At 47.2% G+C, this 19,280-nt stretch carries 20 protein-coding genes; 12 read left to right on the top strand and 8 right to left on the bottom strand.

Translation table 11 applies throughout. The annotated features are described in order from the left end of the window. The first annotated feature begins 5 nt into the window (after positions 1–5). Together D3H65_RS20380 and D3H65_RS20385 are read left to right on the top strand one after the other, a co-directional pair. Positions 6–617 carry a hypothetical protein gene (locus D3H65_RS20380; RefSeq protein WP_119052080.1) on the top strand — a complete coding sequence of 204 codons (612 nt, stop codon included), beginning with the start codon at positions 6–8 and terminating at the stop codon, positions 615–617. Then, the gene (locus D3H65_RS20385) at positions 617–910 is read left to right on the top strand and encodes a winged helix-turn-helix domain-containing protein (RefSeq protein ID WP_119052081.1); all 294 of its coding nucleotides are present in this window, start codon (positions 617–619) and stop codon (positions 908–910) included. Before D3H65_RS20380 ends, D3H65_RS20385 begins: the two co-directional genes overlap by 1 nt. 347 nt (positions 911–1,257) lie before the next feature. Here D3H65_RS20385 and D3H65_RS20390 read toward each other — a convergent pair whose 3' ends face one another. Continuing rightward, positions 1,258–2,715: an Ig-like domain-containing protein gene (locus tag D3H65_RS20390; protein ID WP_119052082.1), complete on the bottom strand. Its 1,458-nt coding sequence runs from the start codon at positions 2,713–2,715 to the stop codon at positions 1,258–1,260. A 428-nt stretch (positions 2,716–3,143) separates the two neighbouring features. Between D3H65_RS20390 and D3H65_RS20400 the strand changes: the two genes are divergently transcribed. Both D3H65_RS20400 and D3H65_RS20405 read left to right on the top strand, forming a co-directional pair. Next, entirely contained in the window at positions 3,144–4,079 is a 936-nt protein-coding gene (locus tag D3H65_RS20400) for an ABC transporter ATP-binding protein (RefSeq protein WP_119052084.1), read from the top strand. Next, positions 4,057–4,896: an ABC transporter permease gene (locus D3H65_RS20405; protein WP_119052085.1), complete on the top strand. Its 840-nt coding sequence runs from the start codon at positions 4,057–4,059 to the stop codon at positions 4,894–4,896. Before D3H65_RS20400 ends, D3H65_RS20405 begins: the two co-directional genes overlap by 23 nt. A 20-nt stretch (positions 4,897–4,916) precedes the next feature. Here the strand turns inward: D3H65_RS20405 and D3H65_RS20410 are convergent, their stop codons facing one another. From D3H65_RS20410 to D3H65_RS20425, 4 genes are all read right to left on the bottom strand, one after another. Next, positions 4,917–5,933 (bottom strand): fatty acid desaturase family protein, encoded by a 1,017-nt coding sequence (locus D3H65_RS20410; RefSeq protein ID WP_211345524.1) that lies wholly within the window; start codon positions 5,931–5,933, stop codon positions 4,917–4,919. A gap of 27 nt (positions 5,934–5,960) precedes the next feature. Further along, entirely contained in the window at positions 5,961–6,842 is an 882-nt protein-coding gene (locus tag D3H65_RS20415) for a lysophospholipid acyltransferase family protein (RefSeq protein WP_119052086.1), read from the bottom strand. A gap of 197 nt (positions 6,843–7,039) precedes the next feature. Next, complete coding sequence (locus D3H65_RS20420; protein ID WP_119052087.1) at positions 7,040–8,374, bottom strand: Gfo/Idh/MocA family protein; 1,335 nt, start codon at positions 8,372–8,374, stop codon at positions 7,040–7,042. A 27-nt stretch (positions 8,375–8,401) separates the two neighbouring features. Further along, positions 8,402–9,358, bottom strand: a complete 957-nt coding sequence (locus tag D3H65_RS20425) for a formylglycine-generating enzyme family protein (RefSeq protein ID WP_245999546.1) — start codon at positions 9,356–9,358, stop codon at positions 8,402–8,404. A 158-nt stretch (positions 9,359–9,516) separates the two neighbouring features. Here D3H65_RS20425 and D3H65_RS20430 point away from each other — a divergent pair, with 158 nt between their 5' ends. Together D3H65_RS20430 and D3H65_RS20435 are read left to right on the top strand one after the other, a co-directional pair. Then, complete coding sequence (locus D3H65_RS20430; RefSeq protein WP_119052089.1) at positions 9,517–10,446, top strand: hydroxypyruvate isomerase family protein; 930 nt, start codon at positions 9,517–9,519, stop codon at positions 10,444–10,446. 146 nt (positions 10,447–10,592) lie between these two features. Continuing rightward, complete coding sequence (locus tag D3H65_RS20435) at positions 10,593–11,297, top strand: LolA family protein (protein WP_119052090.1); 705 nt, start codon at positions 10,593–10,595, stop codon at positions 11,295–11,297. Positions 11,298–11,302: 5 nt separating this feature from the next. Here the strand turns inward: D3H65_RS20435 and pdxA are convergent, their stop codons facing one another. Continuing rightward, entirely contained in the window at positions 11,303–12,403 is a 1,101-nt protein-coding gene (gene pdxA / locus D3H65_RS20440; RefSeq protein ID WP_119052091.1) for a 4-hydroxythreonine-4-phosphate dehydrogenase PdxA, read from the bottom strand. A 54-nt stretch (positions 12,404–12,457) separates the two neighbouring features. On the opposite strand from pdxA, the gene rsmA reads away from it, so the two are divergent. Beyond that, positions 12,458–13,228 (top strand): 16S rRNA (adenine(1518)-N(6)/adenine(1519)-N(6))-dimethyltransferase RsmA, encoded by a 771-nt coding sequence (gene rsmA / locus D3H65_RS20445; protein ID WP_119052092.1) that lies wholly within the window; start codon positions 12,458–12,460, stop codon positions 13,226–13,228. A gap of 78 nt (positions 13,229–13,306) precedes the next feature. On the opposite strand, the gene D3H65_RS20450 is transcribed toward rsmA, so the two are convergent. Beyond that, a complete protein-coding gene (locus tag D3H65_RS20450) occupies positions 13,307–13,735 on the bottom strand; it encodes a GNAT family N-acetyltransferase (RefSeq protein ID WP_119052093.1) in 429 nt (142 codons plus the stop codon). A 245-nt stretch (positions 13,736–13,980) separates the two neighbouring features. Here D3H65_RS20450 and D3H65_RS20455 point away from each other — a divergent pair, with 245 nt between their 5' ends. The 3 genes from D3H65_RS20455 (at position 13,981) to D3H65_RS20465 (ending at position 16,420) form a co-directional block, all read left to right on the top strand. Further along, positions 13,981–14,217: an acyl carrier protein gene (locus tag D3H65_RS20455; RefSeq protein WP_038103191.1), complete on the top strand. Its 237-nt coding sequence runs from the start codon at positions 13,981–13,983 to the stop codon at positions 14,215–14,217. A gap of 103 nt (positions 14,218–14,320) precedes the next feature. Then, the gene (fabF, locus tag D3H65_RS20460; RefSeq protein WP_119052094.1) at positions 14,321–15,568 is read left to right on the top strand and encodes a beta-ketoacyl-ACP synthase II; all 1,248 of its coding nucleotides are present in this window, start codon (positions 14,321–14,323) and stop codon (positions 15,566–15,568) included. A 120-nt stretch (positions 15,569–15,688) separates the two neighbouring features. Then, the gene (locus D3H65_RS20465) at positions 15,689–16,420 is read left to right on the top strand and encodes a ribonuclease III family protein (RefSeq protein ID WP_245999768.1); all 732 of its coding nucleotides are present in this window, start codon (positions 15,689–15,691) and stop codon (positions 16,418–16,420) included. A gap of 55 nt (positions 16,421–16,475) precedes the next feature. On the opposite strand, the gene D3H65_RS20470 is transcribed toward D3H65_RS20465, so the two are convergent. Further along, positions 16,476–17,648, bottom strand: coding sequence for a PQQ-dependent sugar dehydrogenase (locus D3H65_RS20470; RefSeq protein ID WP_119052096.1), 1,173 nt, complete (start codon positions 17,646–17,648; stop codon positions 16,476–16,478). A gap of 252 nt (positions 17,649–17,900) precedes the next feature. On the opposite strand from D3H65_RS20470, the gene D3H65_RS20475 reads away from it, so the two are divergent. After that, positions 17,901–18,491, top strand: coding sequence for a protoglobin domain-containing protein (locus D3H65_RS20475; protein WP_119052097.1), 591 nt, complete (start codon positions 17,901–17,903; stop codon positions 18,489–18,491). A gap of 38 nt (positions 18,492–18,529) precedes the next feature. Then, a complete protein-coding gene (locus D3H65_RS20480; protein WP_119052098.1) occupies positions 18,530–19,153 on the top strand; it encodes a MarR family winged helix-turn-helix transcriptional regulator in 624 nt (207 codons plus the stop codon). Positions 19,154–19,280 lie beyond the last annotated feature (127 nt).

Below are 19,280 nucleotides of genomic sequence, written 5' to 3' on the forward strand. Positions count from 1 at the left end.
CAGTTATGGAAGAAAAGAAACTGTCCGGAGAAGAAAGTCTGCTGCTGATCCGGCAAATGATACAGGTGGCCAAAGATGAGCACCGGGAGAAAGGTGATGGCTGGCTCATCTGGGGATGGCTGCTGTTTGTGGCCTCCGTTGCCTCTGCTGTGATGAGTTATGTCAAACTGGGCAGGTATGTGGGTTGGGTATGGCTGGGCATGCTGGCAGTTGGGTTGATCGTGTATGCCATCGGGCACCTGCTGCACCAACGCAAGGAAAAAGTACAAACCTATGTACAGGAATTGCTCAATAAGATCGAGCGTGGGTTCTTTATTAGTTTGTTTACCATTGTAGCCTCCGTCTACATCAGCAACAGTAATTTCAATTTCGGTTATTTCTATATTCTGTATGCATTCTGGATGTTCATTCATGGCAGTGCCATCCGCTTCAGGCCATTGATCATTGGCGCCTGGGTCAACTGGGCTGCCGCCATTGCCATTTTCCTGATCAAAGATTTTCAATATGATATGATGATCTCTGCGTTGGCTGTGCTGGTAGGGTACCTCATTCCCGGTTATATGTTGCGGGCTGAGTTCAGGAAAAAGAGCTTGTCATCAGATCGAATCATTGCCTAATGGAATTTAAAGAATTAGATCCTATACTTCATTCCCAGCTCCGGCTGGCTGTTGTTTCACTCCTGATCAGTGTGAAGGAAGCAGAATTTACTTTTATCAAAGAGAAGACCAATGCTACCGCAGGCAACCTCAGTGTGCAGATCAATAAGCTAAAAGAAGCCGGCTATATAGAGGTCATCAAACAATTCAAGGACAACTACCCCCAAACCACCTGCAAAATAACACCCCTCGGCGTAAAGGCTTTTGAAGAATACGTACAGAATTTACAATCTTACTTAGGCGTGAAGAAGTAGCGAGTCGGCAGTCGGCAGTCGTAAATCGGCAGTCGTAAATCGGCAACAATCGTATGAAACGTGTATTCAAGCCCCATCGGGGCTTTCGCTTTGTAGCATACGTATGAAACGTTTTTTTGTGCGCTGTAGGCGCACCCCTCAGGAGCGTTTATAAGAAAGACCTGATAAATTTCTCATTACTTCCTTTTCTATACTTCCGCCTTCTATATGCTGAATTCTGACTCCTGTATTCTTTATTCTACATTCTGTATTCTCTCCTGTATTCACAAAAAAGTCCCCCCAAATCCTTAGCGTATTACTAGCAGGACAGGGGGGATGCTTTCTTACCTCTGTTGAAACCTAACCAATTATTCTTTGATCAGCTTAACGATCATACGTTCTTTGCTGTTGATAGTTACTTCCAGTACATACATGCCAGGTTTCAGATTGCTGCTGCCATCGATCAGGTAACTGTTAGAACCAGTACCCGCTTTGGCACTCTTGCGCATTACTTCCGCACCACTTGCATTCAGCACTTTCATCACGATGTACGAATCCTCGTTCAATTGAACCGTTACGGCAATATCATTCTTGGTAGGATTAGGACTTACACTTACCATTTTCAGGGAGCGTGTATTGTACACACGCACGATCAATATCTTGCTCAGTGCAGTCCTTGCATCCAGGTCCACTTGTTTCAGGCGGTAGTAGATGTCTTTTCTCGCTACTGTGTTACGGCCTACTTTATCGACAAAGTCATAATCTTTCTTCACCGTTGAGTTACCACCCGTCTTGATCGTACCAACAACTTCCCATTTCAAACCATCAAAGCTTCTTTCTACCTCAAAACGGTCGCTGTTGGATTCGAAGTTAGTGGTCCAGCTCAGCTCTACATTACCTTCATCTTTGTACAGACCTTTAAAGTCAACCAGGCTTACAGGCAGTGTACCGGCAGTAGCAAAAGTGAGGGTTACAGTGGCTTCCTGCGAACACTGGGGAATATAACCAAAGTCACAGATCCTGTACTTAAAGGTGGTAGATGTACCGGCAAAACCAGGATTAGGTGTGAAAGTGAAAGTACCATCTGTATTCAAAACTACTGTACCGTGTGCAGACTGCTGCGTAAGATAAGCGTCGAAAGACTCAAACTCAGGATCACTGTCGTTCAGCGTTACATCACCCGAAGCGTTGTGGTTGGCAGCACCGTTGAAGTTATCATTAACTGCAACGGGTGCTGAGTTACAACCAGACGGATAATAAAGCGGAGCATCTATAATAAGACTATCAATGGCCACCCTGGTGTTTCCATTAGTGCCGCCGTATTGGAGGAACACCCGGTAAGGGCCTGAACCTACGGGTCCGAATTTTTGACTAAAAGTATATTCCTGACCAGCAACCGTGCTGCTGTTCATAGTAATGGTAGCCATAGCAGGACCGGCATTGATCAGATCAGCAGTTGCTAAATAGATCTTGATCCACCGGGTAGAACCCGCTGCCAGGGCCGTTTCTAATTTGTAACGGAAAGAAACCTTTACTTCACCAGGAATGTCCAATACCTGGGTATAGATACCGGTAGATTGTGTAGTAGAATTAGAAGCAGTAGTGTTGGAAGAAACCATGGCGCCATCACCTTCGATGCCGGGCGTCCAGCCATCATTCACATTGAAATCGTTAATAACCCAGCAATGTTGTTGAAGATGACCTTTTACCTGGGAAAGAGATACGCCTGAGCGTGAGTTAAACTTTTCATTTACCTGAGCATTTGCCCCGAGAGAAGAGAGGAGTACCCATGCGGATACCATAAGGAGTGTAAAATTCCGTTTCATTGATGTAAGTTTCAGAGTTTAGAAATCAATCTTGATACACGGATGAATGAAATTCATCGGGGCATTCAAAGGAAGGAGAATGAGTTGCAAAGGGACATACGAATGAGGGAATAGATTCCACTCCGAGCTTACACATAGCTATTGGAAGATACTATAGGTAATAACCATTACAGGTTAAACATCAAACAGACTTAAACTAAAAGATGGTTGGAAATTGGTGCAAGATGGTAATTCGTGTGGTCTTGCAGGTAACGGAAATCTCAGAGGATGTGTGGGATGATGGAGCAAAAGTAAAGCGCCACGACGGATTATGCAAGTATTTGGAATATTTTTTTTCCAGAATAGGGACTTTCGCCTACCTGCCTGATCCTATTATATTTTTACTGTTTCCTAACAATTTGAGTTGTAATTTGTAACGTAATTACCATATGTCGGTCATCATACAGGTTAATCACCTCAGCAAATACTACAAAGAATTAAAAGCGGTCGATGATATCTCATTTACCGTGAACCAGGGCGATATATATGGCTTCCTGGGCCAGAATGGCGCTGGTAAATCCACCACTATTCGCATGTTGCTCACGTTGATAGAACCTACTAACGGTCATATTGAGCTGTTTGGCATGGACCTTAAAAAGCACCGCAAGGACATATTAAGACAAATAGGCGCCGTGATCGAACGGCCCGATCTGTATAAATACCTTACCGCCTATGAATGCCTCTCCCTCTTTGCACGCATGAGCGGTATAAGGGCCAACAAGCAGCAACTGATGGCGCAGCTGGAGCAGGTAGGATTGCAGGAACGGGCACAAAGTAAAGTAAAGACCTTCTCGCAGGGCATGAAGCAGCGCCTTGGCATTTCCGTAGCCCTGGTACATGATCCGCAACTGATCATCCTCGATGAACCTACTAATGGTCTCGACCCACAGGGCATCGCCGATATACGCAACCTGATCTTACAGCTTAGTAAGCAACAGGGAAAAACCATCCTTATTTCATCACACCTCCTGTATGAAATAGAAATGACAGCCAACCGGATGATCATTATCGACAAGGGAAAGAAGATTGCAGAGGGCAGTGTGAAAGAATTGTTCGATCCGTCCAGCATGTTGATCCAGGTGAGCTTTGCCAATACAGCGGAGGTAGCCGTACAATTGCAGCACAGCAAGTGGAAAGACCTGATCAAAACACAAGAGCAAAACAATATAGTTTTCCAGATGGATGAGCAGCAGGTGCCCGCACTTACTGCCGACCTGGTCAATATGGGTGCAGCCATTACCGCCCTGCAGCCTCAACACTCCCTGGAAGCTTATTTCCTGGCCTTAACAACAGCCAACCGACATGTGGACACTTTTACAAATTGAACTCTTTAAGATATTCAAGCGGCCGCGTACCTACATCTCATTTGTAGCCATTGCCGCTATCGTGTTGCTCATCCAGCTGGCGCTGTTTGTTGATGCCGATACCTACCTCGACCTGCTCTTACAATCCATCCGGTCCGACTTTGCCATTGACGGCAAGATTGCCAATGGATACTTTGTATGTTATTTTATCCTACAAACCTTATTGATCCACGTGCCTTTACTGATCGCCCTGATCGGGGGAGATATGATCGCCGGCGAAGCCAATATGGGTACCCTCCGCCTGCTGGCCAGTAAGCCCATCAGCCGCAGCTCATTGATGTTGTCCAAGTTTATTGCCAGTGTGATCTATACCCTGATGCTGCTGGTGTGGATGGCCTTCCTTTCCCTGTTCCTGTCGATGGTGGTATTTGGCGTGGGCGACCTGATGGTCTTTAAAAGTTCGGAGATCATTCAGCTCAAACAGGCCGATGTGATGTGGCGCTACTTTGCGGCTTTTGGATTTGCCGCCATTGCCATGACTACCGTAGCGGCACTCTCCTTCTTCTTATCACTCTTTGCAGAAAATTCCATCGGACCCATCGTGGCTACCATGAGTATTGTAATAGTATTTACCATCCTCACCACCATGGACCTGCCCTTCTTTAATTTAATGAAGCCCTACCTCTTTACCTCCCATATGCTGGGCTGGAAAGGGTTCTTCGATAATCCCATCAATTATGGCAGTGTATTCAAATCAGCAGGCGTGCTGCTGCTCCACATAGCAGGGTTCGTAGGCATTGCCATCTACCTGTTCAAAAAGAAAGATATTTTATCGTAGTAAGTAGTAAACCGTAGATATTAAGCCGTAACCAGTTTGCGCTTTCTCCGGGTTACAGTAATGCCTTTTAAGCTCACCATTTCGCTTTTGTCCTGGTCCCACACTTTCAGGCGCAGGCAGGCAATGATATCCCGGGGATGCAGCGAGGTCGTTTTGGCTACCTGCAATTCGGGGAAGTGCGCCATCACCTCAGGCAGGCGATAGAAAGGTATTTTGGCATTGAGGTGGTGAATATGGTGGTAGCCGATATTAGCGGTGAACCAATGCATCACAGGGCTCATGGTCATATAGCTGGATGATTCGAGCGCAGCTTTATCATACGCCCATTCGGTATTGCAGCAAAAGGTAACACCGGGAAAATTATGCTGCGCATAGAATAAATAAGAACCAAGCGCAAAAGCGATCAGGAAGGGCACAAAGAACAGCAGGAGCCAGGCCTGCCAGCCGAGGAAAATAAAAATACAGGTGGCGGCGGCAACATGCAATACCAATGCGAGCAAGGCGTCGAAGTGCTTACGCGGACTGCTCACAAAAGAGCCTACACACATACCCAGCAGGAACATGGTGAAATAACCCAGCCCGATCGTGAGCGGATGGCGGATAGCGAGGTAGCCGATCCTTTCTCCGGCCGACATATTCTGGTATTTCTGCTTAGTGGCAATGGGAAAGGAACCGATGCTGGCGCTGAATAATTTGGAATTATGCTTATGGTGATGGTCGTGCGAGCGTTTCCAGATACTGGTAGGAGCCAGCATATAGATACCGAAAACGGTCATGATGGCTTCGGCCAGCTTCGATTTGTGTAAGATGGTATGGTGCTGGTGGTCGTGGTAGATCACAAACATGCGCACCAGCAGCAATCCGGCCAGCAGGCTGGAGGCTATTCTTGCACCGAGCCAGGGCAATAAAACTGTTCCGGCCAGGGCCAGGATGGTGACCCCAAGTGTTGTAAGCGTATGGAACCAACTTTTACTCCTGATCTCTTTGGCAAAAGGCTTGGTAGCCAATATCAGCTCTTTCCCGGACCTCATATTCATATTTGGTGTTGCTTTAAAGAATTTTAACTAAATGTTTGGTCGCTTATGCTTCCACCGGCGGTGTGTCCACAGCCAGGTTTCCGGGTTATTGATGATATCTGCTTCCAGTCTTTTGGTGTGTGCTTCAGTAATTTCACCCTCGCGGATGTTATTATAAGGCGGCATCATTAAAGTGTCAGCGGTTAACGTATAATAGCCCCGTTTTATTTTTTTGATCGATACATAAACGATCGGATAATTCATTTTCTGAGAGATCTTCTCTGTACCTGGAAAAACAGGTGTATCCTGGTTCAGAAAGTTCATCCAATAAGCTCTGTCAGGTGATGGTGTTTGATCGGCGATGAAAGCAGTAGCGGATAAATGTCCCCTGTTTTGCACCATTTCCCTGAACGTATCTTTCATGGCAATGAGCTTAGTACCAAACCGCGTGCGCATTTTTATAGTCAACCTGTTAAAATGCTGATTGGCCAGTGGATGATAGATCACATACAACTGGTGCTTGCACCTGAGGCTGAACGTATTGCCCGCCCATTCCCAGTTGCCGTAATGACCCATCACGATCACAATACTTTTATTCTCGGCGGCAAACCCATTGAACAAGGCCTCTGCCGCTGGTTCCATACTACAATGTTTTAGCATGGAATCACTACTGATTGTCAGTGTTTTGAATGTTTCCAGGAAAAGATCACAGAAGTAACGGTAGAAATGTTTGCGGATGGCTTTGATCTCGGAGTCGCTTTTTTCAGGGAAAGAGTTGCGCAGGTTGTCAAAAACCACCTTTTTCCGGTAGCCGATCACATGGTACAAAACAAAGCAAAAGACATCTGATAACAGGTACAGTGCGCGAAAAGGCAGCACAGATAGGAAATACAAAAAGGGTAGGGCTATATAATAGCTCAATACGGCCAAGGTCGTAAGTTGTTTAGTTTTAAAGGTTGCGCTAAAGATAACTGAATTATATACTCCAAAGCCGGAAACGGGGATTAAAATAATGTCACTTTAACATTATATAAAATTTATGCGCCATTCAACCATCTGACTACTATCCCATTAAAAAAGGCAGCCCCGCTATAGAAGCAGGGCCGCCTTGTATTAAGTGAATACGATTAGAAACCGTATTTGGTTACGCCGGGTGTCGCTACCGGGTAGAATCCATCTGCATCAGGCAATACGGGCGGTGTAGCCGCAAAATCATATTGCTTGGGATGGAGGTCAATGCCCGAATTAATGGCCTTGTCCCACTCTATCACCTGTCCCGTATAGGTGGCCATACGACCGAGGATAGAGGTCATGGTGCTTTTGGCGCCATTCTCAGCATCGGCAAATTTGTATTCGCCTTTGGCAATGGCTGCGAATAGTTCATCATGCTCTGTTTGGTAAGGATTGTTCTCCAGTTTCGTGTCGTACTGGTACAATACTTTGCCCTTGCTGCTCACAATATTGGCCGCCCCTGTCTGGATAATGCCCTTGGTGCCCACCAACAGTTCATCTACCTTACTCATGGTGCCGGGAATATGACGGCACTGACTGTTGAGGATGGAACCATCGGCGTAGTGGAATTCTACATAGTGGTGGTCAAATATTTCACCATACTCTTTTCCTTTACGCACCTGGCGGCCGCCCATGCCCTGTGCTTTTACAGGATAGCCGCCTTTGAACCAGTTGATCACATCAATATTGTGGATATGTTGTTCCGCAATATGATCGCCGCAAAGCCATACGAAATAATACCAGTTACGCATCTGGTATTCCATTTCCGTTTGACCAGGCTGGCGTTTGTTTACCCACACACCGTCGTTGTTCCACCACGCTTGTGCGGAAGTGATATCGCCAATGAGGTTTTTCTTTTTAAACAGTTCACGATAGCTGTTCTGGTAATGGCGTTGTAAACCCACTACTACATTCAGCTTTTTAGCTTTGGCCTGTTCTGCCGCAGCCAGTACTTTTTGTACACCGGCAGGATCAGTAGCCACCGGCTTTTCCATGAAAATATGTTTGTTCTGCTTTACCGCTTCTTCGAAGTGAATGGGCCTGAAACCGGGAGGCGTGGCCAGGATCACCACATCGGCCAGGGGAATGGCTTTCAGGTAGCCATCAAAACCTACAAAACGCCTTTCTGCAGGCACATCCACGCGGTCCTTCACCGTCTTATCGCCCGATTTGGAATCGGCGGTCAATGATTTATAGCATCTTTCCAGGCGGTCGCTGAAGGCATCGGCCATGGCTACCAGCTTTACATTTTGCTTGGTAAGCAGGGCCTGCATAGCAGCGCCGGTACCCCGGCCGCCACAGCCGATGAGGGCTACTTTAATAACGTCATCAGCGCCTGAAAAATAATTGGCTTTGGAAAAGAGAGGGGCGGCGATCAATCCGCCGGCAATCAGCGAGGACTGTTTCACAAAATCACGCCGGGAAGAATGGTTGGATGCATCTTTACGCATGGTTGTTAATTTATATAATGGAGCAATCTAATTACCGAGGTATTTTTTATAAAAGGCGTCTGCCTCTTCAGCTGTTGGCGCCTTCAAGGGGCGTACCAGGCGGAAACCTACCTGCATCCCATCTGTGAGCCACCATTTGCTTTTGGGTATCTGCGGATCACGTTTGTTCCAGGAGGGATCTGATTTACCACGACTGGCGCTGCGCAAAGCCTCTGGCTTATCGAGGTATCCACCGCCACGCACGGTCTTCGGGTACGTATCCTCTGTGCTGAAAGAAGGGTCGGTAGCGCCATCAGCAATCGTTGTAAAGTATTTCTCCTCGTAATGATCGAGGGTCCACTCCGCTACATTACCGATCATATCATAAAACCCCCAGGCATTGGGTTTCTTTTGCCCCACTTTCTGGTACTTGTTCTTACTATTGACGCTAAACCAGCCATAATCCTTCAGCAGTTTGGCATCATTCCCGAAATAATAAACGGTATTGGTGCCAGCCCGGCAGGCATACTCCCACTCTGCTTCTGTAGGCAGGCGGTAGAATACACCTGTTTTTTTATACAGCCACCGGCAATACATAAGGGCTGTGCGCTGTGACATACTGTTTACCGGAAATCCGCCCTGCTTGCCCATGCCCCAGCTCAGGTCGATGTATTGTGGCGTAGGTCTTGTTACCACATCTACTTCCGAATTGCGGCTGGTGCTTTCATCATTGAAGAACAACAGGAATTCATCATACGTAACTTCGTACCGGCCCATCCAGAAGGCGGAGACATTTACGTTGCGCTGTGGCGTCTCATCGGGCTTTTTGCCTGCATCCTTTTCAGCGCTGCCCATCAGGAATTTCCCTGCGGGAACGGGCAGCATTTTAAAAGATATAGCCGAACCGGGGATCGTTGTTTCGTAGGGTTCAAAGTTCGTTGCTTGCTGTGCCTGGGCTACACTTACTGCAGCAGCCCCATAAAAGAATAACACCAGTCGTTTCACACTTAATAAGTTTAGGTGGTCGAAAGATAAGCAAATAATTTATAGGTCCCTCCCAAACCATATCATTCAGGTAGAGAAATCGATTGCATAAAAATAAATTTCCTCGCTACTGTCATGCTACAGCATATTGATGTTAAATTTATCCAAACACTCAGAACATGAAACGTCGACAATTTATGCGTAATTCCCTGTTCACCGGCGCCTCCCTGGCCACCTCTGCTGTAGCACTTGGTATGTCGGATGAAAAGGGAGATACCCTAACGAATGCTGAAAAAACATTTAACCTTGATTATGCCTTTCATGATGGCATGTTTAAGAACAGCGGGGGTGCTGACTTTATTGATCAGATAAAATTTGCCCATAGCATGGGCTTCCGGTCTATCGAAGACAATGGCATGATGGGCCGGCCTGTAGAGATGCAAAAGAAGATCGGCGATACCCTGGCATCACTCGGCATGCGCATGGGTGTTTTTGTTATTACCTCCGATAACTGGCATTGGAAAACCTCACTCGCTTCGGGCAAGCAGGAATGGATCGATAGAATGATCAAAGATTGTAAGGAAGCCGTGGAAGTAGCCAAACGCTGTGGCGCCAAATGGATGACGGTAGTACCGGGCAATTATGAAAGAAGCCTTTCCTTCGAATACCAGACTGCCAATGTGATCAGCGCCTTGCGCAAGGCCAGCGCCATCCTCGAGCCCCATGGCCTGGTAATGGTACTGGAAGCCCTGAGCGATAACCCCGACCTGTTCCTGCGCCATTCCGATCAAACCTATATGATCTGTCAGGCCGTGGGCAGCCCCAGTTGTAAGTTCCTCTTCGATATGTACCATATGCAGCGCAATGAAGGGGATATTATTAACAACCTCAACAGGTCCTGGGATGAGATCGGGTATATACAGATCGGTGACAACCCCGGCCGTAAAGAGCCTACTACGGGAGAAATGAACTACAAGAACATCTTCAAGCATATTCATGGCAAGGGCTACAAAGGCATCCTGGGCATGGAGCACGGCAATTCGAAGCCGGGCAAAGAGGGAGAAGTGGCCCTGATCAAGGCGTACCGGGATTCTGATAGTTTCCTGTAGAGGGTTGACAGTTTGATTGGTTAACAGGTTGATAAGGGGGATGATCCGCCTTTATCAACCTGTTGTCTTTTTACCTTCACCAGTTTTCAATCCTTATTAACTTTTCAACCTGTCAACTTATCAACCTATCCTTAACTTTGCAGTCTATGCACACTTTTATTAAAGCATTGTCCATCCTCAGTATTTGCCTCCTTTCCGCACTGTATTGTACAAGCCAGGAAGCGGATGCACTGATCAAAAAAGTAAAAGACAAACTGGCCACGGTGAAAGATTACCAGGCCGACGGGATCATGAAAACCGATGTGTCTTTTATGAAGATCCCGGAATCCAAAGTGGTGATCTATTACAAGAACCCCGATAAATTCAAGATCAAAAAGCAGGATGGCATTGCCATTGTACCCAAGGGGGGCGCCAATGTAAACCTGGGTGGTCTATTTGCCAACGATAATTATACTGCTGTGCCGGCCGGCAATGGCAAAGTAGCAGGTACCGATACACGTATTGTAAAACTATTGCCGCTCGATGAAAAGAGTGATATCGTAGTGGCCACGCTGTACATCGATGAGAAGCAATCACTGGTGCGCAAAGCCATTATGACCACCAGGAGCAATGGCACCTATGAAATGGAAATGAGTTATGGGCAGTTTGCCAACTGGGGATTGCCCGACAAAGTAGTATTCAGCTTCAATACCAAAGATTATAAACTACCCAAAGGACTGGCATTCGATTATGATACCGGCGAAAAACCAGCAGCAGCTGCTGCCCCCGGGAAAGACCAGAAGGGGAAATTAGAAATTACCTACACCAACTATACGGTTAATAAAGGCATTGCGGATAGCTTCTTTAAGTAGGAATGCTATTCGTCTGTTTCCGGTATCTCTAAGGCTTCGTCTACGACATTGGCCAGAATCACGGAAGTCATTTTCTTCAAGGGGTTTCTGCGGTTTTCAGCATAGCCACTCCGTTGATTGATAATGTCAATGCATTCGTAGATAGCCGTGAGGAAAGAGGAATGATCGGCTTTATTTTTACCGGCAATATCAAAAGCAGTACCGTGGTCGGGAGACGTGCGGACACCCGGCAGGCCGGCGGTATAATTCACGCCTTCGCCCAGGGCCAGCGATTTGAAGGGGATCAGGCCCTGATCGTGGTACATAGCCAGCACCGCATCAAACCTGGTATAATGGTGACGGGCAAAGAAAGCATCAGCGCTATAAGGTCCCATCACCAGCATGGAACGCTTGGCATCTTTAATGGCCGGCTTAATGATCTCATCTTCTTCCTTGCCTATCAATCCTTCGTCGCCGGCATGGGGATTCAATCCCAGTACTGCGATCTTAGGCTTATCGATGCCAAAATCTTTGATGAGTGACTGGTTGAGGATATTGAGCTTGGACACAATACGCTCACGGGTGATGTGCTGGGCGGCTTCCCTCAACGGTACATGTTCAGTAACCAGGGCAACCTTGAGGTTGCTGGCTACCATCAACATCACTACATCCTGTACACCATATACATGCTTGAGGTAAGGAGTATGGCCGGTGAAATTGAATTCAGCCGACTGGGTATTCTTCTTATGGATGGGGGCTGTTACCAGGCCCTGTATCTTATTTTCTTTCAGTGCCTGCACGGCCATGGCCAGCGATTTTACGGCATATTTACCGGCCATATCGGTGAGTACACCGGGGGTGATGCCCACTTCTTCTTCCCAGCAGTTGAAGATATTCACCTGCTTGGGTGTGATGCGGTTCAACTCCTTAATACTTTGGTAATTGAAGTTAAGATCAGGTGAGCCTTTACGGTAAAAGTTGATGACCTTATTGGAAGCAAAGATGACAGGGGTACACAGTTCCAGTATCCGATGGTCGGAGAAGGTTTTAATGATCAACTCCGTTCCGATGCCATTCAGATCGCCAATTGTGATGCCTATTACCGGTTTTTGTTGCGGTGCACTCATATTTCTTAATTCTGGCGACTAAAGTACGAAGAAATTACCACTTACCTTTGCTGCATGTACACACTCAAAAAGTCGCTGGGACAGCATTTTTTAAAAGATGAGAACATCAGCCGTAAGATCGTGGAGGCCCTGCGGGAGCACCCTTTTCAGCAATTGCTGGAAGTAGGTCCGGGTGGCGGAGCGCTCACGAAATACCTGATCACCCTGGCCGGTGTTAACTTGAAGTGTGTGGAGCTGGATGACGAAAAAGTAGCCTGGCTCTTACAGGAATATCCCGTGCTGGAAGGCAGGATCATTCACCAGAGCATCCTGGACATTGCCGCTCCTTTTGAAGGCAGGTTTACGGTGGTGGGCAATTTTCCCTACAATATCTCTTCGCAGATACTATTTAAAATGCTCGACTGGAAAGAGCAGTTGGAATCGATGACCGGCATGTTTCAGAAAGAAGTAGCCCAGCGCGTAGCCGCGAAGGAAGGCTCCAAAGTATATGGTGTGACCAGCGTATTGATACAGGCTTTCTTTAAAGTGGAATACCTGTTTGAAGTAGACGAAAAAGCATTCAACCCGCCGCCCAAGGTGAAAAGTGCAGTCATTCGTTTACACCCCCTGGCACAGCCGGTGGCCATGAAAAGCGAGCGGGCACTCTTTGTGCTGGTAAAAGCAGCCTTCAACCAACGGCGGAAGACCCTGCGCAATGCGGTGAAAAGCCTGTTCCCTGCGGATGTGCTGCAAGACGAGCTCTTCAATAAGCGGGCAGAACAATTATCGGTACAGGATTTTGCGGCACTGACGTTCCGGATGAATGGAGGCGGAGTGACAAGTTGAGAAATTGACAGCGTGACAAGGACCAAGAGGAATTACTGCCGATTGCCGATTCACGACTGCCGATTGCCGATTGCCGACTCACAACGTCTTCTCCATTATATAATGTGGTATGGAAACTTCTTCAAACAGGTCGCTACTGACCTGGTAGCCCAGTTTTTCGTAGAAGCCGGTGGCGGTTTGACGGGCATGCATGGTCATTTTGCGGTAGCCCATGTCGCGGGCAATATTTTCCGCAAATTGCATCAGGGCCCGGCCGATACCCTTTCCCTGTACATTGTTCAATACCGCCATCTGGCGTAACCGAACGGTAGCAGGATCGACGGTAATAAGCATACAGCAGCCCAGCATCTTTTCTTCTTCAAATGCACCGATCAGTATTTCTTCTTTTTCCTTTTCCAGTTCTTCGGGAGAAAAACTAAGTCCAAGCGGTTTGCGGAGGATATCATTCCTCAACTGAACCATTTGGTGGTATTCTTTTGTGCCGTGATCGATGATTTTTAGAGCCATGCGAGGGAATTTGTGAAATGTTTCGGTTCCTGCAATATAAGGATTTACCCTTTAACTGCGGGGGTCATATATTAAAAATTAAACCTATAACAGCACCCGCGGCATTGGATTTGCCGGAAATGCATGGCGGATAGTACTACAATTCATTGAAACTAAAAAATATCTGCACCATAATTAAAAACCAGTGATTTATTGTCATTATGCCAAAATCTATATTTTTGCAGCCGTAACTAAACTTTACAAAAATGTCAGACATTGCAACCAGAGTTAAAAAGATCATTGTTGATAAGTTAGGTGTTGAAGAAGCAGAGGTTACCAATGAGGCTTCTTTCACCAATGATTTAGGTGCCGATTCACTGGACACCGTAGAACTGATCATGGAATTTGAAAAAGAATTCAATATTTCCATTCCCGATGAGCAAGCTGAAACCATCACTACTGTTGGTCAGGCTATCGCTTATTTAGAAGAGCATGCTAAGTAATCTGGACATTCGTTCAGGTGTAATAAATTAAATCCGCCCTTCGATAGCTGGTGTACGCCCCGAAGGCGGATTTGTTACTTAATAAACTTCCGGCAAGAATCCTATGCATTTAAAACGCGTTGTTGTAACAGGTATTGGCGCATTAACTCCTATTGGTAACAGCTTGCAAGAATATTGGAATGGCCTGATTGGTGGCGTATCCGGTGCAGACTTCATTACATTATTTGATGCGTCGAAATTCAAAACCCGCTTTGCCTGTGAGCTAAAGGGGTTTGATCCGTTACAATACCTCGATAAAAAGGAAGCCCGGAAGCTTGACCGTTTCACCCAGATAGCCCTTGGTTCCAGCGATCAGGCGGTAGCCGATTCCGGCATAGGTGGTGGAGCGGTAAATCCTGATCGTGTAGGGGTCGTTTTCGCCAGTGGTATCGGTGGTCTCATCACCTTTCAGGAAGAAGTGATCAACTTCGCCAAGGGTGATGGTACTCCCCGGTTCAATCCTTTCTTCATTCCCAAGATGATCCTGGACATAGCAGCGGGTCATATCTCCATGCGACACGGTTTCAGAGGTCCCAACTTTGCCGTGGTAAGCGCCTGCGCCTCTTCTACTAATGCTATTATGGAAGCTTTTAACCTGATACGCCTCAACAAAGCCGACGTTGTACTGACTGGCGGTTCTGAAGCGGTGATCAGCGAAGCCGGCGTTGGTGGATTCAATGCCATGAAGGCGATGAGTGAGCGCAATGACGATCCCAAAACAGCCAGCCGCCCTTACGACAAAGACCGCGATGGTTTTATTATGGGTGAGGCATCTGGTGCTATCATTCTCGAAGACCTGGAGCATGCCCTTGCACGCGGCGCCAAGATCTACTGTGAAATTGCCGGCGCCGGTGCTACAGCCGATGCACACCACGTAACAGCTCCCCATCCGGAAGGACTGGGCGCTAAAAATGTGATGTTATCTGCCCTTGATGATGCCGGTATGAAACCCGAAGACATTGACTACATCAATACCCACGGCACCTCTACCCCACTGGGTGATATTGCCGAGGTAAAGGCGATTACCGATGTTTTTGGGGAACACGCATTCAATATCAATATCAGTTCTACCAAATCCATGACCGGTCACTGCCTGGGTGCAGCCGGGGTGATAGAAGCCATAGCCTGTATCATGGCTGTTCAGCATGATATGGTTCCTCCTACGATCAACCACTTCACAGACGATCCCGAATTAGATCCACGTCTCAATTTCACCTTTGAAAAACCGCAAAAAAGAGTTGTGCGGGCTGCCCTAAGTAACACATTTGGCTTTGGCGGGCACAATGCCTGCGTAATCGTAAAGAAGTACTAAAAAGCACGCTGCATAATTTTTCACTAACCTTGTTCGTTGTTTGGTATCTTAGTACCAAAGCATAAGCCCTATACCTATATTGATTTTTTGGCTTAATGAAAAAATTGTAGCTTGACTATCGTGGGAATCCTGGACCGATTTATTGGCAAGGGAAGCAATCTTGCTTTCAAGAAGAATCTTCGAAATGTGCTGGGTTTTGTACCCGGCAAAACTGCTTTGTACCAGGCCGCATTGACGCATCGCTCTGTTCGTGACAGTGCCGATGAGAACAATGAGCGGCTTGAATACCTGGGGGATGCCATCCTGAGCGGCATTGTAGCCGATTTCCTGTTCAAGAAATATCCCTATAAAGAAGAAGGCTTTCTCACGGAGATGCGGAGTAAGATGGTAAACCGCAATAAGCTCAATGAAATTGCCATCAAGATGGGCCTGAAGAAGATCACCTTCTACAATAAGTTTGACAATTCCCTTAAGATGAGCCAGATCTTCGGCAATACGCTGGAAGCGGTGGTAGGCGCCATCTACCTCGACAAGGGATTTGTAAAGACCAAGAAATGGGTGCTGGAATGCATCATCATCCCCCACCTCTACATGGAGGACCTGGAAGCACTGGAGATCAACCACAAGAATAAATTATACGGCTGGGCCAATAAGAATGGCAAGAACCTCGAATTTGAAACCCTCGATGAACGCATCGAAGGCGGCCGCCGACTCTTCACCATCGGCGCGGTAGTTGATGGCGCCCTGCTGGCCGAAGGCAAAGCCTACAATAAAAAAGACGCCAGCCAGATCGCCGCTGCGATCGCCATCGACAAACTGGGGTTGAATAAAGTGGAAGGAGAAGAAGAATAAGAATTAGCTTTTAGCGGTTAGCAGTTAGCCTTTAGCACCTACTCTTCGCCTCAACTCACTTTGCATACGTTACTCTGTAAATTGCTCCCTGTTTATCATCACTGATCAGTAAAGCTCCATCGGCAGCTACTTCCACATCCACCGGACGACCGATCACGTCTTTTTCATCTGTCCCCGGCAGCCAGCCTGTAGCAAAAGGCTCAAACTTCACGGCTTTGTTTCCTTCGAGGGTGACCATCATTACCCGGTAACCAGCCGGTATCTTCCTGTTCCAGCTTCCGTGCTGGGCAATGAATATCCGGTTCTTGTATTCAGCGGGAAACATGCTGCCGGTATAAAAGCGCATGCCCAGCGCCGCCACATGCGGGCCCATTTTCTGAACAGGCGGCGTATAGTCGGCGCAGTTTTTCCCTTTGCCAAACTCAGGATCCAGGATATCACCCTGGTGACAGTAAGGGAAGCCGAAATGCATATCTTTTTTGGGTGCTACATTGAGTTCATCTTCCGGCACATCCTCACCCAGGTTATCACGGCCATTCTCAGTAAACCAAAGTTCTTTGGTATCGGGATGCCAGGCAAAACCCACGGTATTGCGAATGCCTTTGGCAAAGATCTCCATACCCGTACCATCGGGGTTCATGCGGGTAATGGAAGCAAATACAGGGTCTTTCTCTTCACATACGTTACAGGGTGCGCCCACGGGTATATAGAGTTTGCCATCAGGCCCAAAAGCAATGAACTTCCAGCCATGGTGGGCCTTGTCGGGATATTTATCATACACTACTACAGGAGCGGGCGGATTGGAGAGCCGGTTTTCAATGCTATCGAACCGCAGTATGCGGCTCATCTCAGCCACATACAGACTTCCATTGCGAAAGGCCACGCCATTGGGCATGGTAAGACCGGTTGCAATGGTGTACACGCTATCGGCCTTGCCATTTTTATCGGTATCAGTAACAGCATATACATTTTTATCGTCCTTATTGCCTACAAATAATACTCCGTTGCTGCCCCGGCAAAGGCTGCGTGCATTGGGTACAACGGCATATATGGAAATGTGGAAACCTGGCGGCAATTTGATCTTATCCAACTGGTATTTGGTAAATAAAGAATCCTGCCCGGCAGGTGTGTCCGGCACATTGGGTTTGGGGGCGGGTTCGCATGCCAGCAAGAGCAGGGCGGGCAGTGCAGCCCATGCCCAGGTTTTGATCAGTTGGGATGACAGCATAGCAAAAGGTTTTTGAGATGTTACGAATAGTAGGCGGATAAGGTAATGCATTGGTGAGGACTCCTGCAATTCCAAAGCCAGCTCTTTTTAATGCCCCTTTAATAAAAATAGTTGCTTTCCGCTAATCCCTTGATTATGTGGTTTTCGTAAGTATCTCAAAGTCTCACCGGTAATCTGCCGGCTGGGATGTGCTTGCGTTAAGGAAGCCTTAGTAAGGATTCCTCATTAGATCATCACTCAAACTGTGCAACTATGGAGAGCTTAGAAACAAACGTCAAGGGGTATGATTATGGTAAAACAGCCAAACCCTCGCCCATTACTTTGAAGGAGCTGGAATTGCTGAAGGCCACGGTATTGTTTTCACCGACCGATGAAGAGAACCTGCGCAAGGCCGGAGGGGTACTGATAGAGCAGGCAGATGCTATCATGGACATCTGGTATGAACTGATCGGCAGTCATCCGCACCTGCTAATTTATTTTAGTAAGAATAATATGGCAAATCTGGAATATCTTACAGCCGTTCGGAAACGTTTTATACAATGGGTAAAAGACGTTTGCCTGCGGCCTTTTGATCAAGCCTGGCTGAATTATCAGCACGAGATTGCCCTGCGTCATCACAGTATTAAAAAGAACAAGACTGATGAAATAGAGGCTGCCCCTATTGTCCATTATCGCTATATTATCGCATTCATATATCCTATTACCGCTACCATCAAGCCACTGCTGGCCAATAAAGGGCATGCTCCGGAAGAAGTGGAAGCTATGCACCAGGCCTGGTTCAAGGCCATCGTACTCACGGTTACATTGTTGGCGTATCCTTATGTCCGTACCGGGGAATTTTAACCGGTTACCCGTCAAAAACCGGCTACACCTTATCGCTTATGTCGTCATTTAACCCTGAACAGCATCTGATTAACAGCAACAGTAAGATCACCGCCTCCCTGGGAAAGATCTCGGAAGCATTCCGTGTATTGACCCAGGCCCAGGCGCAAAGTCATGGACTGAGCTCCACGCAGCTGCAGTTACTGCTCTTCATCAGGTTCCACCCCGATCCTCAACATCGTAAGGCGGCCAATATGGCCAGGGAATTCAATGTGACCAAGGCCACGATCTCCGATTCTATAAAAGCGCTTGAACAAAAGGCATTGGTACAACGACTCACGGATGCGAAGGACTCCCGCAGTTTTATTCTTTCATTGACGCCCAAAGGAGAGGAACTGGCGCTGGCCACTGAAAATTATACAGGCCCGATGGATGAAGCCGTGAATGGTTTGTTGCCGGAGCAGAAAGGTCATCTGATCCATGCCCTGTTTGACCTGATCTATCGCCTCAACCAGGCAGGTGTGGTATCTACGCAGCGCATGTGTTTTAATTGTAGTTACTATAGCGGCAACAGGAGGGATCAACATTATTGTAACCTCGTCAATGTAGCATTATTCGCAGATGACCTGAGGTTGGAGTGTGCGGAGTTTACGAAGAAGAAAGCTGCGAGCCACGAGCTGTGAGCTGCGAGCAAATACATTTTACGCAGCAAAGATGCGAGCCTTCTTCCAATGCCAGCTATACTTTCCTGAACTTAAAAAAAGCTTCGAGGCACAAGCTGAGACCCGCAACTGCTGCCGCGAATAAAAG

This window comes from Paraflavitalea soli (assembly GCF_003555545.1).
Taxonomy (GTDB): domain Bacteria; phylum Bacteroidota; class Bacteroidia; order Chitinophagales; family Chitinophagaceae; genus Paraflavitalea; species Paraflavitalea soli.